Origin of the sequence: Streptomyces sp. NPDC087420 (assembly GCF_044744165.1) — a bacterium.
In the GTDB taxonomy this organism is placed as follows: domain Bacteria; phylum Actinomycetota; class Actinomycetes; order Streptomycetales; family Streptomycetaceae; genus Streptomyces.
Window position 1 is genome coordinate 223021 of record NZ_JBIUXU010000013.1, and the last position, 15209, is coordinate 238229.

Genomic DNA, 15209 nt, shown 5'->3' on the forward strand with positions numbered 1-15209 from the left:
ACCGACGGGGCTGACGGACGGATCAGCCCTGGGGACGGGGCTGACCGACGGATCAGCCCTGGCGCTCGGCGCCCTCCGCCCAGAGGGGCCAGAGGGCCCCGAGGGCCCCGGGTCGAACGACCTTGAGATAGTCGACGAGTCCTGCCGTGTCATGCGAGATGATCCAGGGCGTGACAGTGGCGTGGCCCGAAATGGATCGGGCGCGTCGGGTGCGTCGGGTTCGGGGAGGGGCCGCGCGGCCATGGAGAGACTCGTAGCAGGAGATCCGCAACACATCGGCTCCTACCGGCTGTTGGCGCGCCTCGGGGCGGGCGGCATGGGCCGGGTGTATCTGGCGCGCTCGAATCGGGGACGTACCGTCGCCGTCAAGCTCGTACGGCGGGATCTGGCCGAACAGGAGGAGTTCCGGAGCCGGTTCCGGCACGAGGTGGAGGCGGCGCGGCGCGTCGGGGGCGCGTGGACGGCGCCGGTGCTCGACGCCGACACGGAGGCGGAGGTGCCCTGGGTCGCGACGGGGTACGTCGCCGGGCCCACGCTCCAGACGATCGTCTCGGGCGACGACGGCACCGGCGCCGCCCACGGCCCGCTGCCCGAACGCTCCGTGCGCGTCCTCGCGTCCGGACTCGCCCGCGCGCTCCAGGACATCCACGCGGCCGGACTCATCCACCGCGATCTCAAGCCGTCCAACGTCCTCGTTACGATCGAGGGCCCGCGCGTCATCGACTTCGGCATAGCCCGCGCGCTGGAGTCGGTCGGCGAAGACGGCCTGACGCGGACCGGCGCGCTGATGGGTTCCCCCGGCTTCATGGCACCGGAGCAGGTGCGGGGGGACCGGGTGACGGCCGCCTGCGACATCTTCTGCCTGGGTTCCGTCCTGGTGTACGCGGCGACGGGCCGGCAGCCGTTCGGCGCGGCGGACAGCGGGATACCGGCGCTGCTGTTCCGTATCGCGCAGGAGGAACCGGACCTGTCCAATCTCCCCGACGGGCTGCGGGAGTTGATACGCCACTGCCTCCAGAAGGACCCGGCGGCGCGTCCGACGACGGCGGAGGTGCTGGCGCGGGTGGCGGAGGCGGGGGCGGGGGAATCGCCTGGGCCTGGGGAACCCTGGCTACCGGGTGGGTTGCTGGCCCAGCTGGGGCAGGGGGCGGTGGAGTTGCTGAACCAGGAGGATCCGACGACGCGGGTGCAGGGGGTGCAGGGGGTACGAGGGCTCCAGGAGGCGCCCACGGCAATATCCCCGCCGTCGCCGCTCCCACAGGCCTCAGCCGCCGTGGCTCAACCTCAACAACCGTACGGTTACCCGCAAACACCCCCCGGATTCGGCCCACCGACACCGCCGTCGGCGCCCTTCGGCCCCACGCCGCCGTACGGGGCGACTCCGCCGGCGCCGTACGGGGCGACCCCCGCAACACCGTACGGTCCACCGCAGCCGTCCCCGTCCCCGTACGGCCCTGTCCCGCCACCCCCCGCCCCCGAACCACCGCCCCGCAGCAGGCGCGCGAGCATCGCGCTGATCGCGGTGGCTCTGGTCGTCGCGATCGGCGCGGGTGGTTCGGTGTACGCGTTCATGGACGGCGGCGGTACGGACGACAACAAGGCCGGTTCGAGCACCAGCCCCCGCCCGAAACCCCCCGCGGACGACCCGACCCCGGCCGACCGGTCACCGTCCCCCTCCCCCTCCCCCTCACCGTCCGAGACGGCGGGAGAGGTGCCGAAGGAGTACCTGGGCACATGGACCGGCGGTGTCGACACCGCTACGGGTACGGGCACCCGCGAACTGGTCATCACCCAGGGCGAGGTGGGCGAGACGGTCCTCTCCCTGACGGCGGAAGGCCCGACGGAGGACGGCACGTACCACTGCGTCTTCGAAGCACCACTGGCCACCGCCCCCACCCCGGGCGAGCCGGTCAGCATCGGACCGTCGAAGGTCACGGTCGGCGAGCCCGCGTCGTCCTGCACCCCGGGCAGTCCGACCGAACTGACGGTCCTCGGCGACGGCAGACTGCGCCGGGTGACAACGAGCGGCGAGGAGCTGACGTACACGAAGTCGGGGTGAGGGGGGTGGTTGGGTGCGGGTTCGGGCCGAGGGGTACTTCGGTGGGGGCCTGTTTGCCGGTGCGCGAGCACCGTGCCCGTAAACGACAAAGGCAAGGAGATGTCTCTCCTTGCCGTTCTTAAGGTATAGCGCACTGGGGGGCTTGCGGCAAGGCCCAGGGGGTGGCGCAGAATCGGCGGGCAAGGCCACAACCTGCGGAAATGAGGGCACGACGTGCGCGCGATGAACCAGCGGTACGTGCGGGATCTGCGCGAGGTGGACGAGAGTCAGGTCGCCGTTGTCGGGGGTAAGGGTGCGTGGCTGGGTGCGTTGTCGCGGGTCGGGGGCGTCCGTGTGCCTGCCGGTTTCTGTGTGACCACCGACGCCTACCGGCAGGTCGTCGCGCCCATGGTCGGTGATCAGGTTGATCGGTTGTCGCGTCTGGACGCGGATGACCGGGACGGGATCCGTGTGCTCAGTGCGGAGATCCGGCGGGTCATCGAAGGGGTTGTCATTCCGGGCGATCTCGCGGCGGCCATCACCCGTGCGCTCGACGGCGAGGTCGCCTATGCCGTTCGGTCCAGTGCTACGGCGGAGGATCTGCCGACCGCGTCCTTCGCCGGGCAGCAGGACTCGTATCTGAACGTCGTGGGCGCGGCGGGGGTTCTTCAGCACGTCAGCCGGTGCTGGGCCTCGCTCTTCACCGAGCGGGCGGTGACCTACCGCCAACACAACGGAATCGACCACCGTACGGTCCACATGGCCGTCGTCGTACAGCGGATGGTCCTCGCGGACGCGTCCGGGGTTCTGTTCACGGCCGACCCCGTCACCGGCAACCGGAAGGTCGCCACCGTGGACGCCGGCTTCGGCCTCGGCGAGGCCCTCGTCTCCGGGCTGGTGAACCCGGACGGCTTCACCGTGCGCGACGGCGAAGTGGTCGCCAGGTCGGCCGGTGACGTGCCGGCGCTCACGGATGAGCAGGTGGTACGGCTCGTACAGCTCGGGCGGCGGATCGAAGCGCACTTCGGGCGTCCGCAGGACATCGAATGGTGCCTGGCGGACGACGACTTCCAGATCGTGCAGAGCCGGCCGATCACCACGCTGTTCCCCATCCCCGAGGCCGGTGACGAGGAGAATCACCTGTACGTCTCCGTCGGCCACCAGCAGATGATGACCGACGCGATGAAGCCCCTGGGGCTCTCCATGTGGCAGCTGACCGCCATGGTGCCGATGCACGCGGCGGGTGGAAGGCTATTTGTCGACGTCACCCGGCGCCTGGCCTCGCCCGCGAGCCGCGCCGGTCTCCTTGACCTCATGGGGAAGGGCGATCCGCTGGTCAGGGACGCGCTGGAGACCGTCCTCGACCGCGACGACTTCGTCCCGACGCTCCCGGACACCGGGCCGCCGCCGGCCCGCGCGGCGTCCGCCCCGGCCGAGCCCGACCCGGCCATCGTCGCCGAGCTGATCGAACGCAGTCGGGTGTCCGTCGCCGCCCTGGAACGCGACATCCGCACGAAGACCGGACCGGCGCTGTTCGACTTCCTGTTGGAGGCCTTCGAGGAGCACAAGCGGGTGCTCGGAGATCCGCTGAACTTCCAGGCGATCATGGCGGGCATGGAGGCCACGTGGTGGCTCAACGACAAGCTGTGGGAGTGGCTGGGCGAGAAGAACGCCGCTGACACACTCACCCTGTCCGCCCCCGACAACATCACGTCGGAGATGGGACTGGACCTGCTCGACGTCGCGGACGTGATCCGTCCGCTGCCGGAGGTGGTGGCGTTCCTGCGGGAGGTGCAGGACGAGGGTTTCCTGGACGACCTGCCGAAGCTCCCGGGCGGCGCGGAGGCGCGCGACGCCATCGAGGCGTACCTCGACCGGTATGGCATGCGCTGCGCGGGCGAGATCGACATCACCAGGCCAAGGTGGCGCGAGCGCCCCACCACACTTCTGCCGGCGATCCTCGACAACGTACGGAACTTCGAACCGGGCGCGGCCGGGCGCCGCTTCGAACAGGGCCGCCAGAAGGCGCGGCAGAAGGAACAGGACGTGCTGTCGCGGCTGCGGGCCCTGCCGGACGGCGACCGGAGGGCCGACGAGACCAAGCGGATGATCGACCAGGTCAGAGCCTTCATCGGCTACCGCGAGTACCCGAAGTACGGCATCGTCAGCCGCTACTTCGTCTACAAGCGGGCCCTGATGCAGGAGGCCGAACGGCTGGTGCGGGCCGGCGTGCTTCCCGAGAAGGAGGACATCTTCTTCCTCACCTTCCAGGAACTGCACGACGTCGTACGTACGACCCAGCTGAACGAACAGCTCGTCCACGAGCGCAAGGAGGCCTTCCGCTCGTACGAGACACTCACCCCGCCCCGGGTGCTCACCTCGGACGGCGAGGCTCTGACAGGCGCATACCACCGCGACGACGCGCCGCCCGGCGCCCTGGTCGGCGTGGCGGTCTCGGCGGGGACCATCGAGGGCCGGGCCCGCGTCATCCTCGACATGGCGGAGGCCGACCTCGAAGCGGGAGACATCCTGGTCACGACCTTCACCGACCCCAGCTGGTCACCCCTGTTCGTGGGAATCGCGGGCCTGGTGACGGAGGTAGGGGGCCTGATGACCCACGGCGCGGTGATCGCCCGGGAGTACGGCCTGCCGGCGGTGGTGGGCGTGGACCGAGCGACCCAACTGATCCAGGACGGCCAACGAATCCGCGTACACGGAACAGACGGCTACATCGAGCTCCTGCCCTGACCGACCACGCCGACGGGTCCCGGGGTGGGGTGGTTGGGGTGGGGTGGTTGGGTGCGGGTTCGGACCGAGGGGTAGTCGGGGGCGGCCGGTCTTGTGTTGGGCGACGTGGGGCCGCCCCTTGCTGTTGAGTGTCGCGGTTTCGGGCCGGGCGTCAAGGGCGCTCCTGCGGAGCGTCGGCTTCGCCGATTCCACTGCGTTCCACCCTTGACCCCCGCCCCGAAACCGCAAGTGAAGGCTGAGGGGGGCGGCCCGGGGGAAGGTCCCCCGGAGGGCCTGTTTGCTGTTGGGGTTTCGTCGCGGGCCCCGGCTTTCGGCGGGGTTTTGCGCCCCACTTGAATGGGGCGGTGGCGGGCTGGTTCGGCGGCCGCCAGGCCGTCCGTCGGTGGGCGTACAGGCACCGTGTCTGAGATCCGTGGTCAGCAGCGGGGCCAGGCGGGGCTGGATCCACCCCGGCGGCCAATATGCCCCATTTACCCAGGCTTTGAGGCCCGCCGGGGGCTTCTCCCGCCGGGTCTTGCGTCCTGTGTTTCATTAAGGGGCTCTCAAGGCACACAACCCACCGAAACGGGCCCGATGGCCACCCCGACAGACGGCATCCGCCCTACCACCCACCGGCCCGGGCGTGGTGCTTGCGTGCGGGCCGGTGGGTGGCGGCCGGCCGCCGGTGCTGCCCACCACCCCACTCCCCAACAGACCATATGCCCCATTTGCCCGGGCTTTGAGGCCTTCTGCGGGCCTCTCCTCCCCGGCTTTGTGTCCTGTGTTTCGTTAATGGGCTCTCAGAGCACGCAACCCACCGAAACAGGCCGGACGGCCGCCTCCCCCGCCACATCCGCCCCACCACCCACTCACCACAGACACGGTGCTTGCGCACCGGCCAACGGACGGCCCGCCAGCCGCCGAACTGAGACCAACTGCCCCATTCAAGTGGTGCGCAACACCCCGCCGAAAGCCGAGGCCCGCGACGAAACCCGAACCTCCCCCGGGCATTACCGGGGGACCTTCCCCCGGGCCGCCCCCCCCAGCCTTCCCTTGCGGGTCCGGGCCGGGGGTCAAGGGTGAAGCGAAGCGCAATCGGCGAAGCCGACGCGACGCAGGAGCGCCCTTGACGCCCGGACCGGACCCGCGACACTCAACAGCAAGGGGCGGCCCCACGCCGCTCAAAACAACCCGGCCACACCCGACTACCCCTCGGCCCGAACCCGCACCCAACCCGGAACGCTCCGCCCCCCACCCCACCCCACCCCGCACCTCACCACCCCACCCCCACCGCATCCAGCACCGCCTCGACCGTCTCCTCCACCGTCTGGCCCGCGTTGTCGATCCACGTCCCCTGACCCGCCAGCTCCGTGCGCATCGCCTCGTCCAACGGGGACCAGTCCGTGGTCAGGACCTTCGTTCGCGTCTGGTTGCGCTGCCACGCGGCCGCCGGGCCGGGCGCCAGGACCACGACGTGGAACGGCTGGGTCCCCAACGTCCTGCGGTAGAAGTCGAGGTGGGTACGGCGGACCACCACGTCGTCGATCACCGGGACGAAACCCGCTGCCGCGAAACTGTCCGCCAGCAGGCACGCGTTGCGGGCACGCAGGAAGATCTGGCGGTCGGCCTCCGCGTCCGGCTCCAGCGTCGGCCATCGGCCGCCGCTGACGATCATCTGCTGGAGCCCATCCACCTCGACATGGGCCGCCCTCCCCAGCCGGGCGCCCAGCGCGGCAGCCACCGTGGACTTGCCGCTGCCGGGGATACCGGTCAGCAGGACGGCACCGGCGGCGGCCGGTTCACGGTCGATGGGTACCACGGCCAACGTCATACGAGCATCGTCGTACACCGTCGTCCGTGGTCTCTCTCCACCCGCACGGATCCTCGATCTCACACGCCGGCCCCACCACATCCAGCACCGCCAAGTCCAGCGTCCGCAAACGGTCCGCGTCCGCGATCACGTCGATGCCGGTGATCCCGTCCTCCGTGATCGTGAAGCTCAGCACCAGGAACAACCGGCCGCGAGGGGCCATCACCAGTCCCACCGCCCCGTTCACCAGTGCCGGCTGGGTGTACCGCGCCCGTCCCGTCGCCGTCATCGCGCCCCTGGCCACCGTCCGGGCACCGCGAATGAGGAGCGGAGTGGGCGTCGGTCCTGCCGACCGGTCGGCCCGAAGCACCACATCCGGATGCAGCAGCGCCACCAGCGCCTCGAAGTCCCCACCGCGTGAAGCCGTCAAGAAGGCGTCGACAACCCGGCGTTGGCGCGTGAGGTCCGCCTCCGGCACCGGCGCGCCCCCTCTGACGCAACATGTTCAGGCACACCCGCGCCACCACCGTCGTCAGCCACGCGGTGAGGTCTCCACGTCGTCCGTGTCGGCGCGGCTCATGCGCAGCCATGCCTCCCGTACGGCGTCGTCCGCCTCGCTCGCCGAGCCGAGCATCCGGTACGCCACCGCCCGCAGGCGCGCCCGGTCCTCCTCAAAACGCCCGGTCAGCCGTGCTTCGTCGCCCATCGGTCACATCTCTCGCTCGCGGAGTGTCAAAGAAGTAGACCCTCCGGAACCTGCTGAGGTGACAGGGGGGGAGAAAACCGCGTCGGAGCAACACCACCGAGTCCAGGAGAGACCAATGACCGAGGGACCAACGACCGAGAGACCAATGGCCTCCCCCATCCTCCTCACCGGCGGCACCGGCACCCTGGGCCGTCACGTCCTGCCACTCCTCGGCGCCACCGGCCACGACGTACGGGTACTCAGCCGCCACCCCCAACCCCACCCCCACCCGCCCAAAGACGACCAAGCCCGCCTCGAGTACGTCACCGCCGACCTCCTCAAGGGCGAGGTCGGCGACGGCATCCAGTCCGCCGTCGACGGGACCGAGATCGTCCTGCACCTCGCCGGTGGCCCCAAGGGCGACGAAGTGGCCACCCGGAACCTGGTGCGCGCCGCCTCACGCGCCGGGGTGAAACACCTCGTGTTCGTCTCGGTCATCGCCGCGGACCGCGTCCCCCTGGGCTACTTCAAGTCCAAGCTGGCCGCCGAGGAGGCCGTGACCGCCTCCGGTCTGCCCTGGACCACCCTGCGGGCCGCGCAGTTCCACGACCTGCTCCTGACCGTCGTGGAGAAGATGGCCAAGCTGCCCGTGATCCCCGTCCCTGGCCTCCGCCTCCAGCCGGTCGACTCACGCGAGGTGGCCGCCCGGCTGGTGGAACTGACCCTGGACAAGCCGGCCGGGCTGGTGCCCGACCTGGCAGGACCGAAGGTGTACGAGTCGGCCGAGGCGATCCGCGCGTACCTGCGCGCCAGCGGCAGGAAGCGACCCCTGATCCCGGTCCGGATGCCGGGAAAGGCGGGCCGCGTGTACCGGGCCGACGGAAACCTCTCCCTGGAAGGAACAGACTTCGGCACCCGCACCTGGGAGGACTTCCTCACCGAGCGGCTCCGCTAGGTGGCTCGGAGCCTTCGGTACGTGGGGGTCAGCGAAGCGTCCAGGTCTGATTGTCCCAGCCGCTGCACTCCCACAGGACCACCACCGTGCCGCTCGTGCCCCCGAAGACGGTGACGCATTTCTGCGACTGATCAGCCACCAGCGCCGCACCGGAGAAGTGGAATCGCTGGCTGGCGCCGCCGCCGCAGCCGCTCAGTTGGATCTCGGTACGGTCATCGCTCGCCCCTCCCGCCACCGTCATGCATTTCCCCGACGACCGGATGCTCCCGTCCGATGTGACCTGCCACCGCTGCGTCGCGGAGTTGTCACACGCGACATGGACCAGCTGTATCCCCTCGGTCCCGGCGCCGCCGCTCAGGCACTTGTTCGTGGCGGGGACCACCAGGGCACGGCCGGCCGGAACGTCCGACGATCCGGATCCGGATCCGGAGCCGGATCCGGAGCCGTTGTGCGTGGACGGGCTCTCTTCACCGCTTTCCGTATCGGGATCCGTGTCGCCTCCCGTATCGGGATCCGTGGCGGAATCCTCCTGTCCGTTCCCGGGCTTCGACTTCGACTTCGACGGTGGGGTGTCCGCCGTCGGCGACGTGACACCGGAACTCTTCGAACTCGACGGTGAGGAGACGGAAGAGGGCGTCGGCGTGTCCGCGGACCGCGAGGGCGTGGCCCCGCCGGCCTCGGCCTGGAGCGGGCCGGACGAAGCGGTGGCGCCGCCGGCGTTCTGCTTCGTCGTGATGTTGACCAGCAACCCGATCGTGATCACTGCCGCCGCGGCGAACACAGCGGCAAGCACGACCACCTTCTTCGAGTGGCCCGTTCGGCCGGAGGGCGGCGGCACGAGCGGGTCAGTCGTGACGGGCGCCGGGACGGTCGTGGCTGGCTCCGCGTCGGCCGCAGCCGCACGCGGGCCCGTCGCGACCAACTGCGGCTCGGCCGCAGCCGCATGCGCGCGTTCCGCTGCCGGGACCGCGGCCGATGCCTCGGCTGTTCCGCGCTCCGGCCCGGGTTCCGGTCCCGGCCCGGGTTCCGGTCCCGGCCCCGGTTCCGGTCCCGGCCCCGGTTCCGGTCCCGGTTCCGGCTCAGGACTCGGACTCGGAACCGGACTCGACTCCGGCTCCGGGCTCGACTCCGACTCCGGACTTGAGGCCGGCTCCGGACTCGGCTCCGACTCCTCCGCCACAACCAGGGCATCCGCCGCCGCCGGACCCGCGACGTCACCCCCTCCCCCCACTCGTCGCGGATCGCCGCCCCCCACCCGCAAGAGACGCTCCGCGTCCTCCGCCGATATTCGGTCGGCCGGGGTGCCGGCGAGCAGACCCTGGATCAGCGCGGTCAGCGGCCCGCCACGCCGGACCTCGGGGGCCGGCTCCATCGCGATGGCGTACATCGTCGCCGTCACGGAGTCCCGGAGGAACGGTGAGCGACCGTCCACCGCCTGGAACAGCGTGGCGCCCAGCGCCCACAAGTCCGCCTCCGGACCGGGCTTCGCGCCGGCGAGACGCTCGGGGGCCATGAAGTCGACCGACCCCACCAACTGGCCGGTGCGGGTCAGAGCCGAGGTCTCGGCCGCATGGGCGATGCCGAAGTCGGTGAGGACCACCCGGCCGTCCTCGGCGAGCAGCACGTTCGCCGGCTTCACGTCCCGGTGCAGGATCCCGGCCCGGTGCGCCGCCCGCAGCGCGGCGATCACACCCCGGCCGATTCTGGCGGCCTCTTCGGGCGCGACCGGCCCGTGCGCCTTGATCTGGTCGGCGAGGGTGGTGGAAGGCACGTACTCCATGACGATGACGGGTACGCCCTCGTCGTCCACGACATCGTGGACGACAACAACATTGCGGTGGCTGATCCTGGCGGCACTGCGGGCCTCGCGGCGGGTGCGCTCGAAGAGGGTGGCCAGTTCGGCGGCGTCGAGGTGCGGCTGGGGATGGAGCTTCTTGACGGCGACCTGGCGGCCGAGGACATCGTCGTGGGCCCGCCACACGGTGGCCATCCCGCCCCGACCGACCCGGTCGAGGACGCGGTAGCGGCCGGCTATCAGCCGTCCTTCGTCGGACACCGTGTTTCCTTTTCTCTGCCTCAGGACCGATCCGGCGGGCGGCGCCACGAGGCTCCCCCGGCCGACCACAGGTTCAACGGCCCCGCGCTCACGGCTTGTTGCGGAGTACGGAGAGCGCTTTCCACATGCAGGGTATCGGGTCGCGTCCCCAGGACCAGATCAATCCTCGGCGCGCCGTCCGCGCAACACGCTTCGTCCGCGCAGTACGTGCCGTCCGCGCAGTACGTACCGTACGCACCGTCGGGCACGCCATACGACGCACCGTCCTGCTCACGACCAGTCCAGCGTCGGCGCCAACACCCCCTCCAGGGTCAGCAGCCAATGCTTCGTGGCCAGCCCGGCCTCGCCCCCGCCGTAACCGCCGATCCCACCCGCCGCCACGACCCGATGGCACGGCACCAGGACGGAAACCGGCGCCGACCCCATGATGGAGCCCACCGTCTTGGCCCGGAGGCCGCGTTCGTCGGGCTCCTCATCGAACGCCCCGCTGCGGTCGGCCAGTTCGCCGTACGTGATGGTCGTGCCGTACCCCACCGTGCGGTGAAGGGTCCGCAGGACGGTCTGTTGGGCGCCGGCGGTCGCACGCCAGTCGATCGGCAGGTCGAACTCCCTTCGCCGGCCCGCGAAGTACTCGGCCAGTTGGGCGGTGACCGCGGCGGCTCTGCGGTCCTCGGTCGTGAGGTCCGGGCCGGTGTCCGCGCCGGTGTCCCGGCCGCTGTCCGGGCCCGCGTCCGGCCCGAACGCGGCGGTCGCCACCACGCCCTGGTCCGTGACACCTATGCGCATCCCGCCCGTAGGCAACGGGGTCTCCACGCTGAACCAGCCCACCCCTTGATCGTTCCGCATATGGGAAACGTACCGGCGCGACGGGCGGACATCGGCCGGGTCCCAGGGCTCCCGTCGGAAACCTGCCGACGCACGCTCAGGGGATGATGTCCGTGTGACCCACCGCATCAGCGCCCTGATCTCGGTCTTCGGCGCCCTCACCAGCATGTTGCTGCTCGTCGTCGCCGTACGTGAGTACCGGGCCGGAGCGTCGGCGCTCTGGATCGGGGCCGGAGCTGTGATCTTCCTCAGCGCTCTGTCCGCGCTCGTGCGGGACGTACGGCGGCTGCGTGCCGCGCCGCCCGCCTGAAGGAAGGCTGACGGGCGCCTGACGGGCGCGGTCCTCGCTCAGTCCTTCGTCTCGAACGCCTCGGCCACGGCAAGGCTGTCCTCGTAGACATGATGCCGGGTCACCAGGCCGTCCTCGACGGTGAGGTGGAGAGCGAACCGCGCACGATAGGCGCGCCCGGTGGAGCGGGCGGTCTGGCGGATCTCGCCGAGCACGACCGCCTCTTCGCCGTCGACCAGGATGCGCTCGATCTCGGTCGCCGCCTGCCCGGCGGCATGGTGCTCGGCAAGCTCGCGGAAGTGGGCGGCGGCATCGGCCCGGGTGGAACGGTGACGGATCCATGGCGTGGCCGCCCGGCCATGCTCGGCCTCCGGCCAGTCCAGCTTCCAGTCGACCCGTACGGCATACATCTCGGCGATACCCGCCGGATCACCCTCGCCGATCCGGCGCAACAGCTCATGCACCACAGCACGAGTGCCCTCGGGTGCGGCTGCGGGTACGGCGGCTGCGGCTGCGGCTGTAGACATGGCTCATCACTCCGATCCGACCTCCGCGTCCGACCGACGCGGCGAGATCCCCATCCTCGCCACCCCCGCCGGACCGACGCCATTACCTCCGGGGTAGGGGCCGAGTACCGGAACCGTGGGGTGACGCCAACACGATCGCGAACACGATCGGATCCGACTGAGCCGCAGTACGATAACTCCCCTGGTATGGGGGGCAGTATGTTCGGTTGGTCAGGCACCGAGAACTACTTCTCGGGGTACCGCTCGCAAGTCGTAGAGGTGCCGAAGAAGCTGCGCGAGCGACCCGTGAGGATCGAGGCGTGGGGCCGGTTCCCCAGCATGGGATTCAAGGTTGTCGGCGTGACCGAGCCCGGCGGCCGCTATACGGAGAACCACGCCGGCACGTCGGGGATCGGTCGGGAGAGGGCGCACATTCTCCTTGTGCCCGGGCAGTGCGCATCGGTACGGATCATGCGGGGCTGGAAGATGTCGGGCCGGTGGAAGATCCGCTTCGTGGACGCGATGATCGCGGAGCCGCTGCCGCCGAAGGTCAAGGCCACCGTCTCGCAGCTCTTCCAGTGCCCGGCGCCGGGAACGCGGATCGCCGCCACGTTCGGTGATGCCGGAGGGCGGCTGGCCATCTACAACGAGAAGGGGCGGCGCATCGCGACGCTCACGGGGCGCGAGCACCGGTTCGACGACGTCGTTGTCGTACCCGATGTGAAAGGCCTGCTCGCGGTCGAGGGGCCGGAATCGAAGTGGGGGCCGATGACTCGTTGGTCGCTCCGGACCGAGAACCCGACCGCCACGCGCTGAACCGGCCCCGGGTTCCGACCACGGTGTCCTCGGCGAACCGTTTGCGGGGCTGGAGCGCGAGCATCGGCCCGAGATGGTCGATGATGCGGTCCGCCGCCGACTTGGACACCCCGGACAGGGGGGCGAGCTGCCGCATCGTCGGGGCCCTCCCGCCGCAGCGCTGTCACGAGCCTCCCGAACTGTCGCGGGCTCAGCCCGGTAAACGGACCTGTCGAGGACGACTCCGACGCCGTGATCACACCAGCCACCGCATGATCATTCCACTGCTTCGGGTTCACCCTGCTCGAACGCGATGCGGCAGCGTTCCACCTGGTCAGCCACCTGCTCCATGAACCATTGCATGATCTTGTAGGGGATGACGTGCTCGTCAGGGCTATAGACGCGGACGGTCGGCTCCGATTCAGGGTCCTCGTCGGGGACAAGGACCCTCAGGAAGGCCGGCCCGGGCAGATGGGCCGCCGCGTTGGGCGTCTCAGCCCACGCCGTCGGCGCAGGCACAGCCTCACTCAGCTCCACAGCCCAGGAATCGTCGGGCAAGGCGTAGTGGAACAGAATGGCGTAGTGACGACCCGCGTGTTCTCTCAGCTCTGCCGGCATGACGGCAGGCTGCCACAGCGGTTGTAAGAGGTCTGCCAGGGATCAAAACTCTGGGGCAGGTCGCGCCAGGGAGAGCCGGTGCGGGTCAGAGGTCGGTCGTCCCCGGAGCCGCCGCCCAGGAGCTCCCCTGCACCACCCACAGCAAGATTGACGTACCCGGGTACGTCTCCATGATCCTGCTACAGCGCGGCGGAGGAATCGCTCTGGTCTCCCCGGTCGCCGCCCCACTGACACACCGTCGTACCGTCACCGAGGAGCAGCGCGGCGGTGTTGAGCAGCAGTAGCGGATGTACGAACCGGTCAGGACCGGTCGGCGGTACGTACCAGGACAGCGGCCAGGTGTCCCCCTTCAACGCGGGTACGGGTACGTAACTCACGTGCCCGTAGCTGGAGTTGAACCGCGTGACCTTCGGCGGCCAGGCCCTCAGCGCGGTGCTTCCGGGCGGTAAGTAGAAGTACACGGCCCGGCGACCGTTCGCCTCGGCGACGATCGGACCCGGGTCACCGGCCGTGATCGCCTCCATGGCGTCGGCGAGACGGCGACCGTCGTCCCCGTCCACGCGTACGGCGTCGAATTGCACCCCGGCCTTGCGAAGTTGGAATCCCGAAAACGGAATCCAGCTTGCCTTTAATTGGCGAGTTCTCGCATCCATACAGACAGTGTGCGGTCCACCGGCTAGCGTTTTCTACACCACGACCAGAGGGTCGCGTACGGCCCTGACCTGCTTGAACGTGGTTGAAGACGGGATGAAAACGGCGGGTTCCGGTTGAGACCGGTTGAGTCCGGTTGAGTCGAGAGGGGATCGCAATGGCGCGAGCGGCGAACAAGGAAACGGTCAGTGCGGCGATGCGTGCAATTGCGGGCATCGCACGGCTCCTGCGTAAGCAAAAAGGTTGGACGCAAGAGGAGTTGGGGAAAAAAATCGGGTTCACAGGCTCGGCGGTGAGCGCGATGGAGACGTGTGCACAGCCCGCAAGCGATCAGATGTTGGTGGGACTGGAGCGGGAGCTGGGCGGGGGAAGCGGGATCTTCGAGCAGGCGCGGTTGGACCTACGGCTGGAGAAGTACCCGAAGCAGTTCAAGGACTTCGCCTTGCTGGAACAGAAGGCAGTGGGCCTCTTGATGTACGAGACGCTGGTCATCAGCGGTCTCTTTCAGACTGAGGAGTACGCCGCCGCTCTGATCGGCGGAGGGTATCCGTTCCTCTCGGACCACCGGGTACACGAGCTTGTCGAGGCCCGGCTTGCGCGTCAGGCCCTGTTTGACCGCGATCCGCCGGCTCACATTGAGTTGGTGGTGGAAGAGGCGGTGCTAATGCGAACCATCGGGAGTCAAGAGGTCATGGCCGCTCAGCTATGGCACCTTGCCGAGGCGACTCAGCGACGCAACGTCACGGTCCAGGTGATGCCACTGAACCGAGGGCTGCGCGGCGAGTATGCGGGTGATCGTGGCGGGATGACACTACTGGAGACTCCCGAGCACGAGCATCTGGTCTACCTTGAGGTTCAAGGGGAAAGTCTGCTGATCAGCGATCCCTCAAAGGTAAGCATCCTTGGCCAGCGATATGCGAGGATCCGGTCACAGGCCCTTGGCCCGGACGAATCGCTGGGCCTCATCAAGCGGTTGGCGGGAGAACAACAGTGAGCAACACCATGCAGTGGTTCAAGTCCAGCTACAGCGACAGCGGCGGCGGCCAGTGCATCGAAGTCGCCTTCGACTGGCGCAAGTCCACCTACAGCGACGGCGGCGGCGGCCAGTGCGTAGAGGTCGCCACCACCCCCCACTCCATCCACCTCCGCGACTCCAAAAACCCCGGCGGCCCCACCTTCGCCGTCGCCCCCACCTCCTGGACGACGTTCCTCAACTGGACGGCCTGACTCCGGCACGCACCACAGGGGGGCGGG

Annotated in this window: 13 protein-coding genes and 2 pseudogenes; 7 read left to right on the top strand and 8 right to left on the bottom strand. The window is 69.6% G+C overall.

Annotated features, from left to right (window positions below):
* Nucleotides 1-241: 241 nt before the first annotated feature.
* Complete coding sequence (locus tag ACIO1C_RS27125; protein WP_401867905.1) at nucleotides 242-2059, top strand: protein kinase; 1818 nt, start codon at nucleotides 242-244, stop codon at nucleotides 2057-2059.
* Nucleotides 2060-2281: 222 nt separating this feature from the next.
* Complete coding sequence (rph, locus tag ACIO1C_RS27130) at nucleotides 2282-4786, top strand: rifamycin-inactivating phosphotransferase (RefSeq protein ID WP_401868136.1); 2505 nt, start codon at nucleotides 2282-2284, stop codon at nucleotides 4784-4786.
* Nucleotides 4787-6038: 1252 nt separating this feature from the next.
* On the opposite strand, the gene ACIO1C_RS27135 is transcribed toward rph, so the two are convergent.
* Complete coding sequence (locus ACIO1C_RS27135; protein WP_401867907.1) at nucleotides 6039-6596, bottom strand: AAA family ATPase; 558 nt, start codon at nucleotides 6594-6596, stop codon at nucleotides 6039-6041.
* Nucleotides 6597-6681: 85 nt separating this feature from the next.
* Nucleotides 6682-7281, bottom strand: a pseudogene (locus ACIO1C_RS27140) (sigma factor); the annotation flags it as partial.
* A gap of 145 nt (nucleotides 7282-7426) precedes the next feature.
* Here ACIO1C_RS27140 and ACIO1C_RS27145 point away from each other — a divergent pair.
* Entirely contained in the window at nucleotides 7427-8215 is a 789-nt protein-coding gene (locus ACIO1C_RS27145) for an SDR family oxidoreductase (protein ID WP_401868139.1), read from the top strand.
* A gap of 28 nt (nucleotides 8216-8243) precedes the next feature.
* Here the strand turns inward: ACIO1C_RS27145 and ACIO1C_RS27150 are convergent, their stop codons facing one another.
* On the bottom strand, nucleotides 8244-10271 hold the full coding sequence (locus ACIO1C_RS27150; protein ID WP_401867910.1) for a serine/threonine protein kinase: 2028 nt from the start codon (nucleotides 10269-10271) through the stop codon (nucleotides 8244-8246).
* A gap of 270 nt (nucleotides 10272-10541) precedes the next feature.
* Nucleotides 10542-11117, bottom strand: coding sequence for a methylated-DNA--[protein]-cysteine S-methyltransferase (locus ACIO1C_RS27155; RefSeq protein ID WP_401867913.1), 576 nt, complete (start codon nucleotides 11115-11117; stop codon nucleotides 10542-10544).
* Nucleotides 11118-11211: 94 nt separating this feature from the next.
* On the opposite strand from ACIO1C_RS27155, the gene ACIO1C_RS27160 reads away from it, so the two are divergent.
* Nucleotides 11212-11406, top strand: coding sequence for a hypothetical protein (locus ACIO1C_RS27160; protein WP_401867915.1), 195 nt, complete (start codon nucleotides 11212-11214; stop codon nucleotides 11404-11406).
* Nucleotides 11407-11444: 38 nt separating this feature from the next.
* Here ACIO1C_RS27160 and ACIO1C_RS27165 read toward each other — a convergent pair whose 3' ends face one another.
* Complete coding sequence (locus tag ACIO1C_RS27165) at nucleotides 11445-11912, bottom strand: nuclear transport factor 2 family protein (RefSeq protein ID WP_401867917.1); 468 nt, start codon at nucleotides 11910-11912, stop codon at nucleotides 11445-11447.
* 258 nt (nucleotides 11913-12170) lie between these two features.
* On the opposite strand from ACIO1C_RS27165, the gene ACIO1C_RS27170 reads away from it, so the two are divergent.
* The gene (locus ACIO1C_RS27170) at nucleotides 12171-12707 is read left to right on the top strand and encodes a hypothetical protein (protein ID WP_401868152.1); all 537 of its coding nucleotides are present in this window, start codon (nucleotides 12171-12173) and stop codon (nucleotides 12705-12707) included.
* A 16-nt stretch (nucleotides 12708-12723) separates the two neighbouring features.
* On the opposite strand, the pseudogene ACIO1C_RS27175 reads toward ACIO1C_RS27170, so the two are convergent.
* The 3 genes and pseudogenes from ACIO1C_RS27175 to ACIO1C_RS27185 form a co-directional block, all read right to left on the bottom strand.
* A pseudogene (locus ACIO1C_RS27175) lies at nucleotides 12724-12955 on the bottom strand (IS5/IS1182 family transposase); the annotation flags it as partial.
* A 7-nt stretch (nucleotides 12956-12962) separates the two neighbouring features.
* Nucleotides 12963-13304, bottom strand: coding sequence for a hypothetical protein (locus ACIO1C_RS27180; RefSeq protein ID WP_401867920.1), 342 nt, complete (start codon nucleotides 13302-13304; stop codon nucleotides 12963-12965).
* 179 nt (nucleotides 13305-13483) lie between these two features.
* Nucleotides 13484-13957 (bottom strand): hypothetical protein, encoded by a 474-nt coding sequence (locus ACIO1C_RS27185; RefSeq protein WP_401867923.1) that lies wholly within the window; start codon nucleotides 13955-13957, stop codon nucleotides 13484-13486.
* A gap of 155 nt (nucleotides 13958-14112) precedes the next feature.
* Here ACIO1C_RS27185 and ACIO1C_RS27190 point away from each other — a divergent pair, with 155 nt between their 5' ends.
* Nucleotides 14113-14949 carry a Scr1 family TA system antitoxin-like transcriptional regulator gene (locus tag ACIO1C_RS27190; RefSeq protein WP_401867926.1) on the top strand — a complete coding sequence of 279 codons (837 nt, stop codon included), beginning with the start codon at nucleotides 14113-14115 and terminating at the stop codon, nucleotides 14947-14949.
* Entirely contained in the window at nucleotides 14946-15182 is a 237-nt protein-coding gene (locus ACIO1C_RS27195; protein ID WP_401867929.1) for a DUF397 domain-containing protein, read from the top strand. Before ACIO1C_RS27190 ends, ACIO1C_RS27195 begins: the two co-directional genes overlap by 4 nt.
* Nucleotides 15183-15209 lie beyond the last annotated feature (27 nt).